Source organism: Paracoccus sp. BR5-17 (assembly GCF_055693925.1).
Map to the genome: position 1 here is coordinate 20,261 of NZ_JBVFUV010000005.1, position 18,120 is coordinate 38,380.

Annotated in this window: 16 protein-coding genes and 1 pseudogene; 8 read left to right on the top strand and 9 right to left on the bottom strand. The window is 65.4% G+C overall.

Annotated elements, in window-relative coordinates; translation table 11 throughout:
• Positions 1-76 precede the first annotated feature (76 nt).
• Positions 77-616: a hypothetical protein gene (locus ACZ1HC_RS16205; RefSeq protein ID WP_472701007.1), complete on the top strand. Its 540-nt coding sequence runs from the start codon at positions 77-79 to the stop codon at positions 614-616.
• Here the strand turns inward: ACZ1HC_RS16205 and ACZ1HC_RS16210 are convergent.
• The 5 genes from ACZ1HC_RS16210 to ACZ1HC_RS16230 all read right to left on the bottom strand — a co-directional run bounded on the left by ACZ1HC_RS16210 (position 613) and on the right by ACZ1HC_RS16230 (position 5,405).
• A complete protein-coding gene (locus ACZ1HC_RS16210) occupies positions 613-2,520 on the bottom strand; it encodes a hypothetical protein (RefSeq protein ID WP_472701008.1) in 1,908 nt (635 codons plus the stop codon). The two genes, ACZ1HC_RS16205 and ACZ1HC_RS16210, sit on opposite strands and share 4 nt — an antisense overlap.
• A 197-nt stretch (positions 2,521-2,717) precedes the next feature.
• Positions 2,718-3,380, bottom strand: a complete 663-nt coding sequence (locus ACZ1HC_RS16215; protein ID WP_472701009.1) for a hypothetical protein — start codon at positions 3,378-3,380, stop codon at positions 2,718-2,720.
• Positions 3,380-3,736 (bottom strand): hypothetical protein, encoded by a 357-nt coding sequence (locus ACZ1HC_RS16220; protein ID WP_472701010.1) that lies wholly within the window; start codon positions 3,734-3,736, stop codon positions 3,380-3,382. Before ACZ1HC_RS16220 ends, ACZ1HC_RS16215 begins: the two co-directional genes overlap by 1 nt.
• Entirely contained in the window at positions 3,733-5,145 is a 1,413-nt protein-coding gene (locus tag ACZ1HC_RS16225; protein WP_472701011.1) for a hypothetical protein, read from the bottom strand. The genes ACZ1HC_RS16220 and ACZ1HC_RS16225 overlap by 4 nt, the downstream gene beginning before the upstream one ends.
• Positions 5,145-5,405 (bottom strand): spike base protein, RCAP_Rcc01079 family, encoded by a 261-nt coding sequence (locus ACZ1HC_RS16230; RefSeq protein ID WP_472701013.1) that lies wholly within the window; start codon positions 5,403-5,405, stop codon positions 5,145-5,147. Before ACZ1HC_RS16230 ends, ACZ1HC_RS16225 begins: the two co-directional genes overlap by 1 nt.
• A gap of 271 nt (positions 5,406-5,676) precedes the next feature.
• Between ACZ1HC_RS16230 and ACZ1HC_RS16235 the strand changes: the two genes are divergently transcribed.
• From ACZ1HC_RS16235 to ACZ1HC_RS16245, 3 genes and pseudogenes are all read left to right on the top strand, one after another.
• A complete protein-coding gene (locus ACZ1HC_RS16235; RefSeq protein ID WP_472701014.1) occupies positions 5,677-6,711 on the top strand; it encodes a glycosyltransferase family 2 protein in 1,035 nt (344 codons plus the stop codon).
• 4 nt (positions 6,712-6,715) lie between these two features.
• Positions 6,716-7,997: pseudogene (locus ACZ1HC_RS16240) on the top strand (glycosyltransferase).
• 9 nt (positions 7,998-8,006) lie between these two features.
• A complete protein-coding gene (locus ACZ1HC_RS16245; protein ID WP_472701015.1) occupies positions 8,007-9,053 on the top strand; it encodes a polysaccharide pyruvyl transferase family protein in 1,047 nt (348 codons plus the stop codon).
• 1 nt (position 9,054) lies between these two features.
• On the opposite strand, the gene ACZ1HC_RS16250 is transcribed toward ACZ1HC_RS16245, so the two are convergent.
• Positions 9,055-9,984, bottom strand: coding sequence for a glycosyltransferase family 2 protein (locus ACZ1HC_RS16250; RefSeq protein WP_472701016.1), 930 nt, complete (start codon positions 9,982-9,984; stop codon positions 9,055-9,057).
• 475 nt (positions 9,985-10,459) lie between these two features.
• Here ACZ1HC_RS16250 and ACZ1HC_RS16255 point away from each other — a divergent pair, with 475 nt between their 5' ends.
• Positions 10,460-10,870 carry a VPLPA-CTERM sorting domain-containing protein gene (locus ACZ1HC_RS16255; RefSeq protein ID WP_472701017.1) on the top strand — a complete coding sequence of 137 codons (411 nt, stop codon included), beginning with the start codon at positions 10,460-10,462 and terminating at the stop codon, positions 10,868-10,870.
• 170 nt (positions 10,871-11,040) lie between these two features.
• Complete coding sequence (xrtD, locus tag ACZ1HC_RS16260; RefSeq protein ID WP_472701018.1) at positions 11,041-12,642, top strand: VPLPA-CTERM-specific exosortase XrtD; 1,602 nt, start codon at positions 11,041-11,043, stop codon at positions 12,640-12,642.
• Positions 12,643-12,654: 12 nt separating this feature from the next.
• On the opposite strand, the gene ACZ1HC_RS16265 is transcribed toward xrtD, so the two are convergent.
• Genes ACZ1HC_RS16265 through rffA form a run of 3 tightly spaced genes read right to left on the bottom strand, consistent with a single transcriptional unit; the run spans position 12,655 to position 15,302 of the window.
• The gene (locus ACZ1HC_RS16265) at positions 12,655-13,608 is read right to left on the bottom strand and encodes a hypothetical protein (RefSeq protein ID WP_472701019.1); all 954 of its coding nucleotides are present in this window, start codon (positions 13,606-13,608) and stop codon (positions 12,655-12,657) included.
• On the bottom strand, positions 13,571-14,143 hold the full coding sequence (locus tag ACZ1HC_RS16270) for an acyltransferase (protein WP_472701020.1): 573 nt from the start codon (positions 14,141-14,143) through the stop codon (positions 13,571-13,573). Before ACZ1HC_RS16270 ends, ACZ1HC_RS16265 begins: the two co-directional genes overlap by 38 nt.
• 13 nt (positions 14,144-14,156) lie before the next feature.
• Entirely contained in the window at positions 14,157-15,302 is a 1,146-nt protein-coding gene (gene rffA, locus ACZ1HC_RS16275) for a dTDP-4-amino-4,6-dideoxygalactose transaminase (protein WP_472701021.1), read from the bottom strand.
• A 439-nt stretch (positions 15,303-15,741) separates the two neighbouring features.
• Here rffA and istA point away from each other — a divergent pair, with 439 nt between their 5' ends.
• Together istA and istB are read left to right on the top strand one after the other, a co-directional pair.
• Positions 15,742-17,274, top strand: coding sequence for an IS21 family transposase (gene istA / locus ACZ1HC_RS16280; protein ID WP_472701022.1), 1,533 nt, complete (start codon positions 15,742-15,744; stop codon positions 17,272-17,274).
• 17 nt (positions 17,275-17,291) lie between these two features.
• The gene (istB, locus tag ACZ1HC_RS16285) at positions 17,292-18,047 is read left to right on the top strand and encodes an IS21-like element helper ATPase IstB (RefSeq protein WP_472701023.1); all 756 of its coding nucleotides are present in this window, start codon (positions 17,292-17,294) and stop codon (positions 18,045-18,047) included.
• Positions 18,048-18,120: the final 73 nt, after the last annotated feature.

The following is an 18,120-nucleotide window of genomic DNA, read 5'->3' on the forward strand; positions in this document are numbered from 1 at the left end:
AAACATTTTCTCCAAGACTTTTCAGAAGTTCATGGATGAACCTTGAACCCGAGGATTTTTGCGTCAGGAGAGTTTGATGAGTATCAGGGTATTGTGCGCGGCGGCTGCCGTGGCCGTTGGGGTGGGGCAGGCCGAGGCGGCGACACTGACCAGCGGGTTTTACGAGGTCAACATCGCCCTCACGGAGACCTATTGGTTTTGCGAGGATTGCTCTGAATTCGACCCCGAGCCCGAGGTCCTTGAGCCATTCTACGGCCTTAACCTGGGCGATACCGTTCAGGGCACTTTCAGCTTCCATGTCCAGAACCAGTCTCTCTACTTCGAACTGGCTCACGCCGGGGCTACCATCAGAGGCGACGGCAGCCACTATGAAGCGCAGGAGAACATATACGTCAGCTTAAATCACTTCACCGTTGTCGAATTTGAAGTAGCCGATGGCCTGTTTCGAGGCTTCTTTGATGATTATGCCGATGGATCTAGCTGGCGCCAGGTAGGTCAGCTGGAATTCACCGAGATACCACCCCTGGCCCCAGTTCCCCTGCCCGCGGCGGCTGCCCTTCTGCCTCTCGGGATCGGCGCTCTCGCCTTGATGCGAAAGCGCCGACGTCCCGCTTAGGCCGCAGCCACCACGACCTCGACCCTGGTGGCGGTCTTGTTGACCGTCGCCGTCATTCCTGCCGACAGGCCGGTGATCTGCTGGCTGGCGAAGGTCCCGTTGATCGCGTTCGCCTCGATCAGGGTATAGGTGCCGGGTCTTACCAGCGTCAGGTCCAGCCGCAGCGGCCCGGCCAGGTTGACCGTGACATTGACCGTGGGCGCGGGGTGATCGCCGTTGGTCTTGAACTTGGTCAGCGTAGGTAGGGTCGAAGTGACAAGGCTGTGGACGGCCGGGATTGCCGTGACGCCCAGGGGCAGCGGATAGACGCCGTCCGCATCGGGCGAGATCATGTTCTCGCCAGGGGCAGGAATACCTGTCATGTCCCGGATTGCGACCCGGTAGGTGCCGCCTGACGATCGCACCTTTACTGCATGATCAAGAATGCCGGTAAAGCCGGTCCCTTCGCCCTTAAGGGCGGTTCCCTGCCGATAACGATAGAGCATCCGCGCCGCGTTAACGATCGGCGTGGAGCGGATGTCCAGGGTGCCGTTCAGGGCAAGCGTGGCCGTCCCCGTCCCGGTCCAGCCGGCGAAGCATTGCCCGCCGTCGATGCGCAGCGTCCTGCCTGCCGGAACGCTCAGGCCTGGCCCGAACACCACCTCGGCATCGCCCGAGACCTCCAGGCCGCAGGACTGCGCGCCGGTGAAGGACAGGCGCCCGCCGCGGGCGACATGATCGCCCGATCCGGCAGGCAGGACCAGCTGGCCGCTGATGCCGACATGGGTCTTGGCCGCATCGTTCAGGGTCTGGATCGTCAGCTTGCCGGAGGTTACTTCCAGCAGCCCGCCCTCGGATGTCCAGTCGGCAATCGTGCGGGTGTATTTCGCCCACTTGATGCGGTTGCCGTGCTGGCGGATGCTGTCGCCGTTCCGGGGCAGATCGCCGGTGGACCAGTTCAACTCGGTATCGGCGCGGAAACCCTCGCCCCGCGGATCGGGCGAGAAGTGCAGCGTCGCGGCAGTCGTGCGACGGGCGGAAGGGATGGCGTCGAACTCTCCGCCATACGCCGACCGCACATAGTCATGGAACCGCCACAGGATCTCCGTGCGCTCCTTGGCGGTCTTGGTGTTCAGCCAGGCGCCGAACTGCCGCACGGAAACCGCGGCGGAGGACGCCATTTCCTGCTGGGCGAAGCGCTGCAGGGTGATGGTCATCAGCGCCTGCGCCGACAGGCTGCGGATGCTGTCGGCGGCCTCCCACTTGAAGTGCAGGGTGTTGTCGAACAGCGAGTTGCCGTTCGCGACCTTGGACGACCACGCCTTCTTCGACTTTCGCGCAAGATCGGCGGCATTGTCCGGGTTGGCCATGTGCATGGCCACGTTGTCGACCACCGACACCAGCTTGCTGGCCGTGTCCATGCCCCAGTTCAGCGCGCCGATGCTGTCCACGCCTTCATGATAGGCCGCCTCGGTGACGACATTGCCCGATACCAGCGTGTATTCCCCGACGGGACCGGCGTCACTGTAGTTGCCGCCCAGGTCGTTCATTGCCACGCCGCTGTCGGCCATGACGGTGTTGCGGACCCGGCCGCCCGGACGCATCATCCAGCCGATCGAGGCCGGGCTGATCGACCAGCCGCCGTCGATGTCAACATCCCGGCAACCATCCTGGATATAGGCATTGTGGCTGTACATGCTGGGGGGCTGGCCGTACTGGCCGTTGTTCCAGGCGATCCCGTCCGGGCTGTAGCCATCCGCCCAGCCACAATGATTGAAGCCCGTCTCCAGGAACAGCAATCCATGAAACCCGTTCCAGTAACCGCCGCTGTGGCGGTCGGAATGTGCCGACCAGGAAACGCCGTTGTTGGGCGCCTTCCCGGCCCAGTCATGGGTCCAGCAGCGGTGCTGAGTCGCGAAATCCACCCCCATGGTGCCGTCGGCGGCGTTGCCGTCCAGAGGGGCAAAGGTGGACGACTTGATATTGCTGGCCAGAAGGAAGGCCCCGCTTCGGGACGAAAGCCCGCCATCGTCGACATCGCGGATCGCGACGTTGGTCCAGGCGATGCCGTTGCTTGTGAAGCTGACCCCCTTCGGCGCAGAGCCGGTTCCCCAGGCGCCGATCAGGATCGGGTGCAGCGGGCTTCGCCGCGCGTGCCGTCCGCCAGACCGCTGACGCCAGTATAGGCATGGCCCCGTTCGAACAGCAGCCAGTGGGACGATGCCGGCCGGGTGACGGCGATCAGGCTGCGCCAGAATCCAAGGCCGAAGACGTATTCCAGCGGCTTGGCCTGCGAGCCGTATTCAGGCCGCGCCTCCAGCCAGGCGTTCGTCACGCTGGCTTCGCTGACGCCCGACTCGGCCGCGATCTTGGCCTTGGTGTAGCCATTCGGCCCCGCCGTCACATGGACCCTGCGGTGATTGCGGCCCGGCTCCACGACCAGCCAGCCGTCCGCGTCGGTCTCCAGCATGTAGTAATCGCCCGCGCCCCAGCCGTCGCGCTGCGCGCGCGGCTGGACGGCGATGGCCCCCACCCTTCCGTCCTGGGCTTTGAAGGTGATCGTGCGCGCATCGCGATCCGCCAGCAGATCAAGGGCATGGCTGCCGTCGGGCTGGGCCTTGCCGCCGGGCACCGGGAAGTCGAACCGGCATATCCGTCCCGCGATGGCAGAGGCTATGGTGTGCGCCGTGCCCCAGACATCGGCGCGCAGGGCCGCGTTCTTCAGGCCCTGGGTGGCTGTGCCGCGGATACGGCTGCCCTCCTGGAAATTGAAACCGATCCGCATTACAGCGATCCCCCGTTGAATGTCTTGAGCCTGCCGTAGAAGTTGTTCGATTTATACACGCTCCGTATGGCGCGCACGCCGACGCCGCCACCGCTCAGGGCAGAAGCCGAAGTGTCGGTAAAGGTGCCAAGCAGAACCCCGTCCGCGTAAACACTCAGGACGGGCTGGCCGGAGGTGCGGTCCACTTCAAGCCTGTGGTTGCGCCTTGTCGCTTTTAGAATATCCACAAGCCATTCGGCCAGTGTCGTCGCCGTGTTGTTGACGTAGCGATACAGAATCATCTTGCCGGGGTAGGGCGGCGTCGAGTTGAGACCAGCATTCCGATGGCCCAGGACATAGCCGTTGGTGCCGATCATGCAGACGCCGATGCCGTGACCGGACTGGGGCTGGCCGATCCAGAAACATAATCTGCCTCGGCGAATTGTTTCGGTCCCCGATCCGCAGCGCCGCGGATGTAAATGTCGCCGTTACCATCGCCGCCCACCAGCGAGTCGACCGTCACGAACATCTCGGAATTGGTGCTGGCCGTGTCGTCGTGGATCTTCGTCCACGCCTCTCCGCTGGCGCCGACGAATGCCGTCAGCATCACATCGGGCGTGGCGGCAAACACGTCAGCGGACCGATAGCTGGCCGGAACCGTGATCGCGTTCGAGGCCTGATCGCGCGGCGTCAGGCCGCCCTGCAATGCGCTTTCGACCTGGACGACGGGCTTGCCGCGATAGGTTTCCAGGAAGGGCAGCGATTGTCCGCTCTGGCCGGCAAGGGTGACGCCGTTCTGCCGCCACAGCTTCTGGATCGTGACGGTTCCGCGCGCCGTGTCCCAGATCCACAGGCCGATCTTCGTGACCCGGTATTCGGTCAGATCGCCGTCGATCTCGATCGCCGGCGGCACCAGGCAGACCGGACCGGCCGCCATGTCCGCCATCATCGCGGGCGTGATCGTATGGGTGCCGGCATGGACATGCGGCGGCTCCAGAACCAGGGTCAGCGGCTGGGCCGGATCGGCATCCAGTCGGAACGTGCCGTCCCCGTCATGGACGACAGAGATCCCCACCGGCTGCGGCACAGGCTGAGGCTGAGGTTCGGGCTGCGGCTCAGGCTGGGGCTCCGGTTGAGGTTCCGGTTGCGGCTCAGGCTCAGGCTCAGGTTGCGGCTCAGGCTCAGGTTGCGGCTGAGGCTCGGGCTGCGGCTGAGGTTCCGGTTGCGGCTGAGGTTCCGGTTGCGGCTCGGGCTGCGGCTGGGGTTCGGGTTGCGGCTCGGGTTGCGGCTCGACAGGCAGTTCAGGGCTGGCGGCTTTCGGGATGACAACGGCCTGCGAGACCACCGCCGTTTCCCGCAGATCCTGGCGTGCCGTTTCCGCATAGCACAGCGGAAGACCTGCCAGTGCCGCATCGGCGGCAAGCGAAAGGCCGGCGGTGGCGGCAATCGCCTTGCCGTTGGCCAGCCATTGCCCGTCTAGCCGGGAAACCCCCAGATCGGGATCGCAGGCCCAGAGGCCCCCGGTGGCGACAACGGCCGATCCGTCCGCCGCAAGCTGGGCCGCGGGCGGGACAAGGCAGACCGGGCCGCCGGCCAGCAGGGCCGTGTCAAGGCGGTATTCGCCGGCGTGGATCGAAGGCTGCGGCACCTGGACAAGGATGATGCCCTTGCCCCGGGCGACAGCGATGCTGTTGTCCTGCGCGGAAAACAGGGTGACCTGTTGCGCGGGCCGCACGGGCGGCCGGCGCAGGGGGCGGGGGCGGTTCCCCAGCGAAAAGCCGATCATCAGGCCAGGGCGACGATCTGGGTTGCGGTGGTGCCGGTGGCCCAGACGCGGCTGACGCGGATCGGGAAGGGGGCGCCCGGCGCCACGAAGATCGTGCCGACCGATCCCGACAGGGTCGTGACCTTCACAAGACCTTCGCCGCCCACCGCAAGGGCGCGGCTGATGAAGGCCAGGTTCTCCTGGTCATGGGGCGTCACCGCCTGGATGTGCGAGGCAGGGCTTTCGAGGCTGGAGGCGTGATTGTGGAACTGGTCGATCATGTCAGGGCTCCGATGGGTCGCTGCCGCAAGGGAAAACGACCTGCTGCAAGGGAGCCTTAAGATCCCGGTAAACGTTTAACAGGGTCTTGATCTATCGGGCGTTGCATCAACCGTATGCGCACCGCCAAGGATTGCATCATGCCATGTTCATGATCGGATTGCCATTCCCTTGCCCTATCTCTGAACCCTTTTCCCACAGGCGCCGCGCAGCAAGGGGCATCGCCCGGGAAGCTGCTTGAGTCTCGTGCCGGTTTTCCGGCATGGTGCGGGCATGATGAAGGTCACCATCGGCCTCTTTGCCCATGACGAGGAACGGGATCTGCCGGGCCTGATGGAGGATTTGTCCCGGCAGGACATCTTCCGGGACGCCTCTTTCGACGCGCGCATCCTGATCCTGGCCAATGGCTGCACCGACGCGACCGTGGCCGTGGCGCGCGACATGCTGGCCCGGCTGCCTGGGCATTTCTCGGGGCGCGTCAGGGTCATGGATCTGGAGCAGGGCGGCAAGTCGCGGACCGCGCACCGCTTCATCCACGCGCTTTCCGGCCCCGAGGACGACATCCTGGGCTTCATGGACGCCGATATCCGCCTTCCCGATCCCCAGGCCCTGCGCAAGATGGCCCAGATGCTGCGGGACCGGTCGGAACTTCTGGTGCTGACCTCGCGTCCGGTCAAGGACACGGTCCTTTCCGGCACGGCCCGGGGAATGGTGCCGCGGCTGATCGCCGTGGGCGGGGACGGGCTGACCGACTGGCGGAAATCCATCTGCGGCCAGCTTTTCATGGCCCGCGCGGCGGCGGTCAGGCGCATCGGGATGCCGACCGGCCTGCCGGTCGAGGATGGCTTCTTCCGGGCCATGCTGCTGACCGGCCTGCTGTCGCGGCCCGAGGATGTCTCGGTCATCGACGGGCATCCAGAGGTCTTCCATGTCTATCGGTCCATAGACACCCTTCCCGCCCTCGTGCGGCATCAGGCCAGGATCGTCATCGGCAGCGCGATCAACGCGGCCATCTACAGGAAGATCCGCGCCCAGACCCGGTCCGAGGCCGAGGCGCACGATCTGCTGATGCAGGCCGCGGCGGACGAAGGGTGGTTGCAGACGGTCATTGCGCAGGAACTGCCCCGCCGCCCCTACGGCTATGTGCCTTTCGGGATGATCGGCAAACGCTGGCGCCGATACGCCGCCGGCAGAAGGTTCGGCGCCAGGCCGACCCTGGGCCTGGTTCTGGGAACCGGTCTGGATATTGTGGTCTGGTTCGTCGCCAGCTACAAGATGCACAAGGGTGCGGGCGCGGGTCACTGGTAAAAGCATGAAGTCCCGTCGTCAGCCCAGATCCCGCGCGTGGCCAAATGACCCTGCGCGGGGCACCGCCGGCCCCCGCCGCATCGCCTATCTGACCGGGGAATATCCCGCCGTCTCGCACACCTTCATCCTGCGCGAGGTGCTGGCGTTGCGGGCCCGCGGCCTGGAGGTGATGACCTGTTCGATCCGCCGCACCGGTCCCCAGCATCACCGTGGCCCCGACGAACGGCAGGCGGCGCGCACGACCTTCAATGTCCTCGAGGCGGTGGCGAGATCCCGCGGTGCTGCTGCCGGCCCTGGCCTGGGCCCTGGGGCGTCCCGGCCGGCTGTGGCGGACGGTCCGCCTGGCCCTGGCGACCCGTCCCGCCGGAATCAAGGCGACGATCCGGCAGGTCTTCTACCTGCTGGAGGCCATCGTGCTGGCCCGCCACCTGACCCGCGCCGGGGCCACGCAGATCCACAACCACTTCGCCATGGCCTCGTCCTCGGTGGCGATGCTGGCGTCAGAGCTGTCGGGGATCGCCTACAGCCTCACGTTGCACGGCCCGGCGGATTTCCTGGATACCGGCCGCTGGCGCCTGGACGAAAAGATCGCCCGGGCGCGGTTCGTGGCCTGCATCAGCCGGTTCAGCCGCAGCCAGGGGATGCTGTTTTCCGACCCCGTCCACTGGCCGAAGCTGCATGTCGTCCATTGCGGCGTGGTTCCCGCGCGCTATGGCCGCGATCCGTCCCGACCGGCGGGGCGCAGGGTGCTGTTCGTGGGCCGGCTGGCCGCGGCCAAGGGGGTGCCGATCCTGCTGGACGCCTTCGCCCGGCTTCATGCCCGCTTTCCCGACGCCCGGCTGACCCTGATCGGCGACGGCCCCGCCCGGCGGCAACTGGAAGCCCGCGCCGCCGGCCTGGGCCTTGCCGAGGCTGTCGCCTTCACCGGCTATCTGGGCCAGGACGAGGTCGCGGCCCATCTGGCCCGAAGCGATCTTTTCGCCCTGCCCTCTTTCGCCGAAGGCGTGCCAGTCGTGCTGATGGAGGCCATGGCCACCGGCCTGCCGGTGCTGGCCACGCGCATCGCCGGCATCCCCGAGCTGGTCGAGGACGGCCTGTCGGGGCGCATCGTGGCCCCGGGGGATCTGGATGCCTTCGCCGATGCGATGATCGCCCTGCTGGAGGATCCCGGACGGGCCCTTGTCCTGGGCCAGGCGGGACGCGCGCGGATCGCCCGGGATTTCGACGTCGAAACCGAAGCCGGAAAGCTGGCAGCCCTGCTGGAAGAAGCCGGTCATGACCGCTGAGGAAGACAGATGAACGACCTGACCATCAGGGACCGCCCCAGCCCCGATCGGCTGAACCGCCTTCTGGCCGACCGCTTCCACCAGGCGGTCGGCCCGCTGGTCTCCCCCGGAGAGCCCTATGCGCTTCTGGACTTTCCCGACTATTCCAACATCGGCGACAGCGCCATCTATGCAGGCCAGATGGTCTTTTTCGACCGTCATGCGGGCCGGCCGCCCGATTACGTCTGCACGATCTCCAGCTATCGCCGCGATGTCGAGGACTTCTGCCCGGAAGGCCCCCTGTTCCTGCAGGGGGGCGGGAACTTCGGCACCGTCTGGTGCAGGCATCAGCGTTTCCGCCACGAGGTGCTGGAACGGTACCGGAACCGCCGGATCGTGCAGCTGGCGCAGTCGATCCATTTCGACCCTGCCGACCGCCAGGCCCTCGAGGCCAGCAAGAGGGCGATCGGAAACCACCCGGATTTCACCCTTCTGGTCCGCGATCTGCCCAGCCGCGACTTTGCGCGCGCCCAGTTCGATTGCGCGGTCATCCTGTGCCCCGACGCGGCGCATTGCCTCGTGCATCTGCCGGCTGCAGGCGCGCCGCGCCACGAGGTCCTGGCGCTGATGCGCGACGACAAGGAAGCCTCGCATCAGGCCATCCTGGACCGGCTGCGCGGGCAGGGCCCGATCACCGATTGGGGGCGTCAGCCCCTGGCGCGGACGCCGCTGGACCGGCTGGTGGACAGGATCCTGGCCCCGGCCTTCCCCGGCAGCCCGTCGCTGATGCGCCGCCGCGAACGCAGGTATCGCCGGCAGGCGGCCTATCGCCTGGCCTGCGGCGTCAGGCTGCTGTCGCGGGGCCGGGTGATCGTCACCGACAGGCTTCACGCCCACCTGATCGCAAGCCTGATGGGCAGGCCGAACCTCAGCCTGGACAACATCTACGGCAAGATCTCGCGCTATCTCGAGGCCTGGGGCGTGGACGACGCGACCTTGCAGCTGTCCGCGCAGGCAGCGGGGGTGGCCGGCTTCGACGAGGCCCTGGCCCGGCTGAGGCGCGCCGCTTCAGGATAGCTCAGGCGGGCGGCTGCCAGCGGCCCGCCCTTTCGGCCTCGATCTCGGCCACGGCGCGGGACTTGCCGACCTTCAGGGCGCGGCGCTGATAGCTGCGGATGAAGGCGCGCAGTTCGGCATCCCCGTGGCGCGCCGACCGGCGCAGCCAGGCGCCCAGGAACCCCTGGATGGTGGCAAGTCCGCCCAGGACATAGGGGGGATGGGCCATGCGATAGAGCCCCGTGGCGATGAAGTACAAGGGATCCGATCCCATGTAGTACTGCCCGAAGCCGTGCCGCCGGCGTCCGGTGAAGACCCCCTTCTGCGACGATCCCATCGGGCGCAGATGCTCGAAGCGCAGATCCTCGTCGTTCCAGCTGACCGCGATCCAGCCCAGTTGCCGGGCCTTGTGGCAGTCGATGGCGTCCCACATCACCTCGCGCACGAAGCCGCCGATCTGGGCGAAGCATTCGCGGCGATAGAACTTGGTCATGCCGACCGACATCTCGTCGCCGCATTTTTCGGAAATCCAGCGGCCTGCGGCGTTGCGGAACCAGGGCTTGCCCGAACAGGTGCCGATCCGGGGATTGCCCTCCATCCGCGCCATCAGGATCTCGAAGTAGCGGGGCGGCAGGTCCAGATCCAGATCCAGCTTGCACAGATAGGGATAGGCCTCCGCATCCACCTGATCCAGCCCGTGATAGAAGGCCTCGATCACGCCCGGGCCCACGGCGCGGTGGCCACGGTCCGGCCTGGTGACCACCTGGATGAAATCGTGCCGCCCGGCGTAATCCGCCAGGATCTCGGGCGTGCCGTCGGTGGAGCCGTCGTCCACGATCACCCATTTCGCGGGCCTGACCGATTGGGCGATCACGCTGTCCAGCGTCCGGCGCATGTATTGCGCCTCGTTGCGGCAGGGCGAGACCAGAAGATAGGAACGCTTGTCGTTCATGACACCTCTTTCGGGCGCGGGATCCCGCCGTTCTGAAGCCTGCAGGACCGATCCGCAAGCCTTGGACGCCGAATCATGCGCGGGGACAGGGCCGGCTTTCCACACGGCAAGGAAATTATCGGTTTCTTCTTACAACCATAAGGAAAGTAACCTCGGGTTCCCGCCAATGGAAAATATAAAAACGGCTCTTTTTTATCGTTAATGGTCTTTAAGCCCTTGTGACTGCAGTCCGACAAATGGTAAAAATTTAGTTATGGTGGTGTTGCTCCGCCGATGAATAAAGAGTGGGTGATCCTAATGAACAAGTTGAAACTTCTGGCACTCGGTGTTGCGTTCGCCGCTACTTCGGGCGCTGCCAATGCAGCCATCTACTATGCAGACGAAGTGATCTCGGCCAATTACGGTACCTGCACCGGCGGGGCTCGCTGCGACAATGACGACCGTCTGACTGTGACCAACGCCCTGGGCGAGCCGGATGATCTCGTTCTATTCGCTGGGCTTCGGCGGAGATCTGACCGTGGGCTTTGCCCAAGATCTTTTCACCGGCCTTCAGGAGGTCGTGGCTCTTGAGGTCACCTTCGGCTCCGTCCCGGCGGCGAAGCACTTCGAATCCGCGAATGTCTATTCGGTTCTGGGCGACGTCGAAACCTTGCTGGGCGAGATCAGCAACGTGAGCGGCGGCGGCAGGGTGACCTCCAAAGGGCCGTTCGAATACATCAAGCTGGTGGACACGACCCGGGAGAGGTTCGCGGACACGACCAGCTTCGACGGCTTCGATGTCGAAAGCGTCAGCATTGCGCCGGTTCCGCTGCCGGCTGCCGGCGGGATGCTGCTGGTGGGCCTGGCGGGCATGGCCGCGCTGCGCCGCCGCAACAAGTCGGCCTGATCCTTTGGGGCAAGGCACGGAAAACGGGGCCTGCCTTCCGGGGCAGGCCCTTCACATTTTCAGATCATGCTTTCCGGATCGCCCGCCCGCGGTAGCCTGGGCCAGCCGAAGGCGCTAGAATGCCCCTGCCCCCGGGTCCCTTCCACAGTTGCGAGTGTGACATTATGACGATGACCGACAGCCGCTTGCGGCAAGCGCGTTTTCTGGACAGCGGCATATCGGCCTGGGGCCTGTTCTGGCTGGCGCTTGCCACGGTCTCGGCGGGATGGTTCTTCATCGACGGGCTCGACGCGCTGCTTCTGGCCTGGCAGACCCCGGAATACAGCCACGGACCGTTGATCCCGATCCTGTCGGCGCTGATGTTCCTGCGCGAAATGAAGCAGCACCCGCCTCAGGACGGCCCCGTCACAGACCGCTGGCCCGGCGTCCTTGTCATCGTTCTGGCCTTTCTGGCGGGCGCCCTGGGCAAGCTGGCGCGGATCGACGACATCGTGGCCTATGCCACGATCATCTGGGTCGCCGGGATGGTGCTGGTCTCCTTCGGCTGGTCGCGGGGCAGGAAGTTCTGGCCCTCGGTCCTGCACCTGGTCTACATGCTGCCGCTGCCCGCGACGCTGTATTACAAGACCTCGCTCTGGCTGCAGATGGTGTCGTCCGAACTGGGCGTGGGCATCCTGCGGCTTCTGTCCGTCCCGGTCTATCTTGAAGGCAACATCATCGACCTGGGGGTGATGCAGCTGCATGTCGCCGAGGCCTGTTCGGGCCTGCGCTATCTGTTCCCGATCATGTCCTTTTCCTATATCTTCGCGGTGCTTTACCGCGGGCCGAAATGGCACAAGGCGGTGCTGCTGCTGGCCGCGGTGCCGATCACCGTCTTCATGAACTCGGTCCGCATCGCCGTGGCCGGGCTCATCGCCAATGTTTATGGCATCGAATGGCTGGAAGGGTTCACCCATTTCTTCGAAGGCTGGGTGATCTTCATCATCTGCATCGTGATGCTGTTCGCTCTGGCGCGGCTGATGCTGCTGTTCCATCCCGGCCGACCGTCGCTGGCCGATGCCTTGGATCTGGACACCTCGGGCATGGGCGAACAGCTTGCCCGGATCCGCCTGGTGCGCCCCTCGGCCTCGCTGGTGGCGGCGGCCATGATCGGGGTGGGCGCCCTGCTGGCTTGGCAGGCCGTTCCCCAGGTGCGGGGCGAACAGGTGGAGCGCAGCCCCTTCGCCATGTTCCCGCGCCAGCTTGGCGCCTGGCAGCAGCAGGGGCCCGAAGAACGGCTCGAGCCGCGGATCGCCAAGGTGCTGGGGGCGGACGATTACCGGCAGGCGACCCTGATCCGCGACGGGGCGGCGGCGCCGGTCGGCCTGTTCATGGCCTTCTACCACGACCAGTCCCGCGGCGGCGTCCATTCGCCCGAGATCTGCCTGCCCTCCTCGGGATGGGAAATGTCCAGCCTCGAGCGGGTGGACATGGCCGACCGGCTGGGAACCGAGGGGGCCTTTCCCCTCAACCGCGCGGTGATCCGCAAGGGCCATGCGCGGATGATGGTGTATTACTGGTTCCAGCAGGGCGAACGCCGGGTGGCCTGGGATGTCGCCGCCAAGTTCCACCTGCTGATGGACGGGATCCGCACCGGCCAGACCGATGGCGGCATCGTCCGCCTGACCACCCCGATCGGCATCGACGAGACCGAGGCCGATGCCGAGGCCCGGCTGGTCGAGATGGCGAAGGAAGTGATCGCCCCCCTGCCCCGATTCATGCCGGAGGACTGACCTCCGCCGGGATCAGGATGAAAGCACGGCCTTGACAGGCTGCCCGTCCCTGCCGCTGCTCCAAAAGCGGCGATGGGTCAGGTCGACGAACCGTCGCACCGTTTCGAGGCTGTCACGTTCTCGCGCCTTCAGGTCATCCAGCAACAACTGCCGGGTCGTGCGGGCATGTTCCAACTCTGATGGGCTGTCCCCATAGGCAACCCCGTAACGGCCCTTCGAATGGGCGGCTGCCCATTCCGCCCGCGACGCATAGAGACCGGGAACGACGATGCTGGTGCAGCCGGCAATGGCGGCGAACTGCGAATACATCGTCGCCTCGTCATAGGAATAGAACGTGTCGCAGCGATTGAAGACCTCGTTGATCTGGGCATGGGTCATGCCGTCGATGCGGATGGCATCGGGCGTTTCGGTCTGCGGGATCCGGGGCTTGGCATTGCCCTTGCGCACCAGGTAGCAGACCCCCCGTCGGTCCGGGCGGTTTTCATTGCGATAGGCGGGATTGATGGTCCACATGGTCAGATCCGGCGCCCCGCCCGTCACTTCGGGCAGGTCCGACATCTTGCCGGCCCGGAAGAACATCTCGTCGGGTCCGAAGGAATAGGGATGCCGCAGTCCCGGCCGGTAAAGAAGCCAACGAACGACATTTTTTGCCCTGAGCGGGTTTCCGGGAAGCAGTTCAGGATAAACGACGATCGAGTCAGCGGTCAGGTCGCGGCGCCGTGCGACCGGCGTATCCAAGACCGGATTGGTCAGCATCGGGCCGCGGTTCAGGCGCCAACGCAGCCAACCGCGCGGACCCAGCGGGACGATCGGGCCGATCCGCCACAGGAAGGCGCGCTCGCCCATCTTGTTCAAGGCATCGACAAGGTGATGCTGGAAGATTACACCACCCCGGTTTTCGGACCAGGGCCATGTCACGACGATATAGTTACGACTCACGCTTTGCTGCCTCTGTTTCTTCAGCAAGATAGGCTTCTGCGGCCGCCAGCATCTCGCGGCTGCGCGCGCGCAAGCGCCTGGCCGGGGCACCGACATAGATAGACCAGGGCTCAGTAGATTTCAGCACCAGCGTTGCCGCTCCCAAGGCGGTTCCCTCGGCCACGGTGACTCCGGCACCTATGATGCTGCCGGCGCCGGAAACCACATGATCGCCAAGATACACGGCTTCCGCCCTGACATTGGTATAGGTCTTGGGAACGGTTGGACCGATCAGCGCCGCACCGCTGTAATCATCGGTATGCGCAAATATCTTGGTGCCATAGGACAGGCCTACGAAATCTCCTATGAAAATTCCGGCCGATCCACCATTGACAAGGCAGAAGGGCGAAAAATGGCTGTTCCGCCCAATCTCGACTCTTCCCGAGACCACGCAGAAGTCGTCAATGCGGCTGTTGTCCCCGATCCGCATCCGGTCGGCGTTGTATATGGCGGCCTTGTCGCTGATCTTGACATTCTTTCCGATCATCGCAAAGCCCAGGGCCCGCAGGGCGTCCTCCGACAAGAAAGCCACTTCCTCAGCCCTTGCCGTTGGCGCCAAGCCAGGCGCGCGAGATATCGATCACGCGCTCGATGCCGTCCCCAAGCGTGTAATACAAGGGCAATCGGACAAGCCGGGCGTGGGTGTCGTTGGTCACGTTCAGGTCACCTTCGGCGCGGGCAAGCCGCCGGCCCGCAGGCGCGGAATGCAGGGGGACGTAATGGAAGGGCGCGGTAATTCCCTGGCTGCGCAGATGCCCGATAAAGGCGTCCCGGTCGTCGATGTCGTCCAGCAGCAGATAGAACATGTGGCCGTTGCCTGTGGTATCTGCCGGCACCTTTGGCAGCGCAACCCTGCCCTGTGCGCCAAGGTCGGCAAATCCTTCAGCATACCGGTCGAACAGGGCCAGACGCATCCTGCGGATTTCGGCTTCTCTTTCCAGTTGGCCATAGAGAAACGCCGAGACCAGTTCGCCCGGCAGGAAGGACGATCCGATGTCGACCCAGGTATATTTGTCCACCTGACCGCGCAGGAACCGTGACCGATTGGTGCCCTTCTCGCGGATGATCTCGGCCCGCTCCACCAGATCGGGCCGCGTCAGCGTCAGTGCGCCGCCCTCGCCGCTGATGATGTTCTTCGTCTCGTGAAAGGAAAAGGCGGCCATATGGCCCAGACTGCCAGCTGGCCGGCCCTTGTAGGTGGATCCCAAGGCTTGAGCGGCATCCTCGACCAGCACAAGGCCATGCGCATCGGCAATCCGCGACAGCGCATCCATGTCGGCGGGAAATCCGGCGTAATGGACCGCAAAGATCGCGCGCGTCCGCGAGGTGACGGCTGCCGACGCCGCTTCAGGACTGATGTTGAGCGTGTCCGGATCAATATCGACGAAGACCGGAACCGCCCCGCGCAAGGCCACTGCATTGGCCGTGGAGACAAAGGTAAAGGAGGGCATGATGACCTCGTCCCCCGGGACAAGATCGCAAAGGATAGCCGCCATTTCCAATGCCGCCGTGCAGGAGTGCGTGAGCAGTGCGGCCGGCGCGCCGCTCAGCTCAGTGATCCGGGCGTTGCATAGACGCGTGAAATGCCCATCCCCCGACAGCTGACCCCGGGCAAGCGCCTCCTGGAGACAGTCGAGTTCGCGACCCACCAGCGAAGGTCTGTTGAAGGGAATGCTTTCCATGAAAGAGCCATTTTTACTGCCGCTTGAGCGGATTTGATGTCAGCGGGACCATAGCCCAGCTTGCCCCCCCTCACCAGTGCGATCATGTCGGAAGGGGCTGCGGGCAAAGCCCTTCGGGCATGATCGACTAGGTAAAAAAGATAGAATTTGACCTGATTATTGCCCCAGCCTGCACCAGTAGCCGCGCCAAGACCGGAGATCGGGCCGCCGGACGAGCAGAAAGACTTCGTGGCCGTTTTCATGAAGATAGCGTGCGCGCACCACGGTGATCCGACCACGGATTCCATAAACATCCGGCCGGCCATTCCACGACCATCCGACCACCCGCTCCAGCCGCATCCGACCAGGCTGATCTGAGCGGGCTCCGTCACACGGAGCGGGTCTGAGGCAGACACCTGCGCTACCCAGAAGCTGTTGCGACAGCGGAAGAAGGGGCGCGATGAGGAGACTGCCGATGAGAAAGATCGAGGATGTGCTGCGCCTGCATGCGCAGGGAATGTCGACCCGGCGGATCGCACTTGCGACCGGCGTCGGCAAGACAACGGTGATCGAGTATCTGCGCCGTGCCGCAGTGGCTGGCCTGTCCTGGCCGCTGCCCGAGGGCCTGGACGAGGAGGCACTGGAGCGGCGGGTGTTTCCGCCTCCACCACCCTCGCAGGGCCGCCCACTCGCCGCCGCGGATTGGGCGATGGTTCATCGCGAGCTGAAGCGACCGGGCGTCACGCTGGCGCTGCTTTGGGACGAGTATCGGGGCCAGCACCCCAACGGCTATGGCTACTCGGCTTTTTGCGAGCATTACCGCCGCTGGGTTGGGCGCCTTTCGCCGGTGATGCGCCAGCGCCATGTCGCAGGCGAGCGGATGTTCGTCGACTACTCGGGCACCCGGATGACGGTGACCGACCCGGTGACCGGCGCTGCCCGTCCAGCGGAGATCTTCATTGCCGTCATGGGCGCCTCGAACATGACCTACGCCGAAGCGACCTGGAGCCAGGCGCTGCCGGATTGGATCGGCGCTCATACCCGTGCCTTTGCCGCGTTTGGGGCGGTGCCGGCGCTTGTCGTTTCGGATAATCTCAAGGCCGGCGTGATCCGAGCCTGCTTCTACGAGCCCGAGATCAACCGCAGCTACGCCGAGATGGCGGCCCACTATGGCACCGCCATTCTTCCGGCACGTCCTTACAAACCGCGCGACAAGGCCAAGGTCGAAGGGGCGGTTCTTCTTGCTCAGCGCTGGATCATCGCGCGACTGCGCAACCGGCAGTTCTTCAGCCTCGACGAACTCAACACCGCCATCCGCGAAGAGCTTGCTCGCCTGAACGTCCGTGTCAGCCGTCATCTGGGCGCCGCGCGTCAGGACCTTTTCGAGACGCTCGATCGCCCGGCCATGCAGCCGCTGCCTCCGGAGCCTTTCGTCCATGCCGACTGGCGCCGCGCCACGGTTGGTGCCGACTATCATGTCCGGCTGGAAGGCCACCATTACTCGGTGCCACACGACCTGATCCGCCAGCAGCTCTGGGCACGGCTGACGGCGGGCACCGTCGAGATCTTCCGCGCCGGCAAGCGTGTGGCCTGCCACAGGCGCGCTGCCCCCGGCGACACCGGCGCAACGACGCTGAACGACCATCGTCCTGCCAGCCATCGCCGTTATGCCGAGACCACGCCCGAGCAGCTGCGCGACCGGGCTGCCCGCATCGGTCCTGCCACCGGGATCCTGATCGACGTCATCCTCCGCGACAGGCCGCACCCCGAACAGGGCTTTCGCTCCTGCCTCGGCATCCTGCATCTGGCCCGCAGCTATGGGTCCGAGCGGGTCGAGGCCGCCTGTGACCGCGCGCTCGCCATCAACACCCGCACCATGACGTCGGTGAAGTCGATCCTGCTGAACCGCCTCGATGGCCGTCCCCCGGACCGGCCACCCGAAGCCCCGCCCATCACCCACGCCAACATCCGTGGCGCCAAGTTCTTCCACTGACCAAAGGAGACAAACCCTTGCTGACCCACCCCACCCACCAAGCGCTGAACGCGTTGAAGCTCGACGGCATGGCCGAAGCTTTTGCCGAGCTGATCAGCGAAGATCGCGGCCGCAGCCTCGACCCCTTGGCCTGGATCGGGCTGATGCTGGACCGCGAACAGGCCCGGCGCGGCACCCGCCGGTTCCAGTCGCGCCTGCGTGCCGCCAACCTGCGCCATGGCGGCGCCTGCATGGAGGATGTGGACTACCGGACCTCCCGCGGCCTTGATCGCGCCTTGTTCCAAAGCCTCACCAGCCCAGACTGGATCGACCGGCACCGCTCGGTCCTGATCACCGGGCCCTGCGGGGTCGGCAAGTCGTGGCTGGCCTGCGCACTCGGCCACGGGGCCAGCCGCGCGGACCGCACCGTTCTTTACCACCGGCTGCCGCGGCTCTTCTCCGACCTCGAGCTGGCGCGCGGCGACGGGCGCTTCGACCGGCTGTTCCGCAAGATCGCCCGTGTGGACCTTCTGATCCTCGACGATTGGGGCCCCGACCGCCTGACCGCCACGCAGCGCCGCGACCTGATGGAGATCGTGGAGGAGCGCTACGGCCGCCGATCGACCATCGTCACCAGTCAGCTCCCCGTGGAGACTTGGCACGATGTCATCGGTGAGCCCACCTTCGCCGACGCCATCCTCGACAGGCTGGTTCACAATGCCTATCGGATCTCCCTCGATGGCCCGTCGCTGCGCAAGACCGGCATCGACAACCGCCCCAAGGCCCGCCAATGAGCAGGATCTCGACCCCAGGTTGCCCACTGGCCCCTCCCACGCGCCCGACACCGCCAGCCTCTTGGCGGGCGCG

Coding starts and splice junctions, on each gene's coding strand:
- xrtD (WP_472701018.1), top strand. CDS start 11,041: ATGACCGACAGCCGCTTGCGGCAAGCGCGTTTTCTGGACAGCGGCATA.
- ACZ1HC_RS16245 (WP_472701015.1), top strand. CDS start 8,007: ATGAACGACCTGACCATCAGGGACCGCCCCAGCCCCGATCGGCTGAAC.
- istA (WP_472701022.1), top strand. CDS start 15,742: ATGAGGAGACTGCCGATGAGAAAGATCGAGGATGTGCTGCGCCTGCAT.
- ACZ1HC_RS16225 (WP_472701011.1), bottom strand. CDS start 5,145: ATGATCGGCTTTTCGCTGGGGAACCGCCCCCGCCCCCTGCGCCGGCCG.
- rffA (WP_472701021.1), bottom strand. CDS start 15,302: ATGGAAAGCATTCCCTTCAACAGACCTTCGCTGGTGGGTCGCGAACTC.
- ACZ1HC_RS16215 (WP_472701009.1), bottom strand. CDS start 3,380: ATGCGGATCGGTTTCAATTTCCAGGAGGGCAGCCGTATCCGCGGCACA.
- ACZ1HC_RS16220 (WP_472701010.1), bottom strand. CDS start 3,736: ATGATCGGCACCAACGGCTATGTCCTGGGCCATCGGAATGCTGGTCTC.
- ACZ1HC_RS16205 (WP_472701007.1), top strand. CDS start 77: ATGAGTATCAGGGTATTGTGCGCGGCGGCTGCCGTGGCCGTTGGGGTG.
- ACZ1HC_RS16230 (WP_472701013.1), bottom strand. CDS start 5,405: ATGATCGACCAGTTCCACAATCACGCCTCCAGCCTCGAAAGCCCTGCC.
- ACZ1HC_RS16255 (WP_472701017.1), top strand. CDS start 10,460: ATGATCTCGTTCTATTCGCTGGGCTTCGGCGGAGATCTGACCGTGGGC.
- ACZ1HC_RS16235 (WP_472701014.1), top strand. CDS start 5,677: ATGATGAAGGTCACCATCGGCCTCTTTGCCCATGACGAGGAACGGGAT.
- ACZ1HC_RS16250 (WP_472701016.1), bottom strand. CDS start 9,984: ATGAACGACAAGCGTTCCTATCTTCTGGTCTCGCCCTGCCGCAACGAG.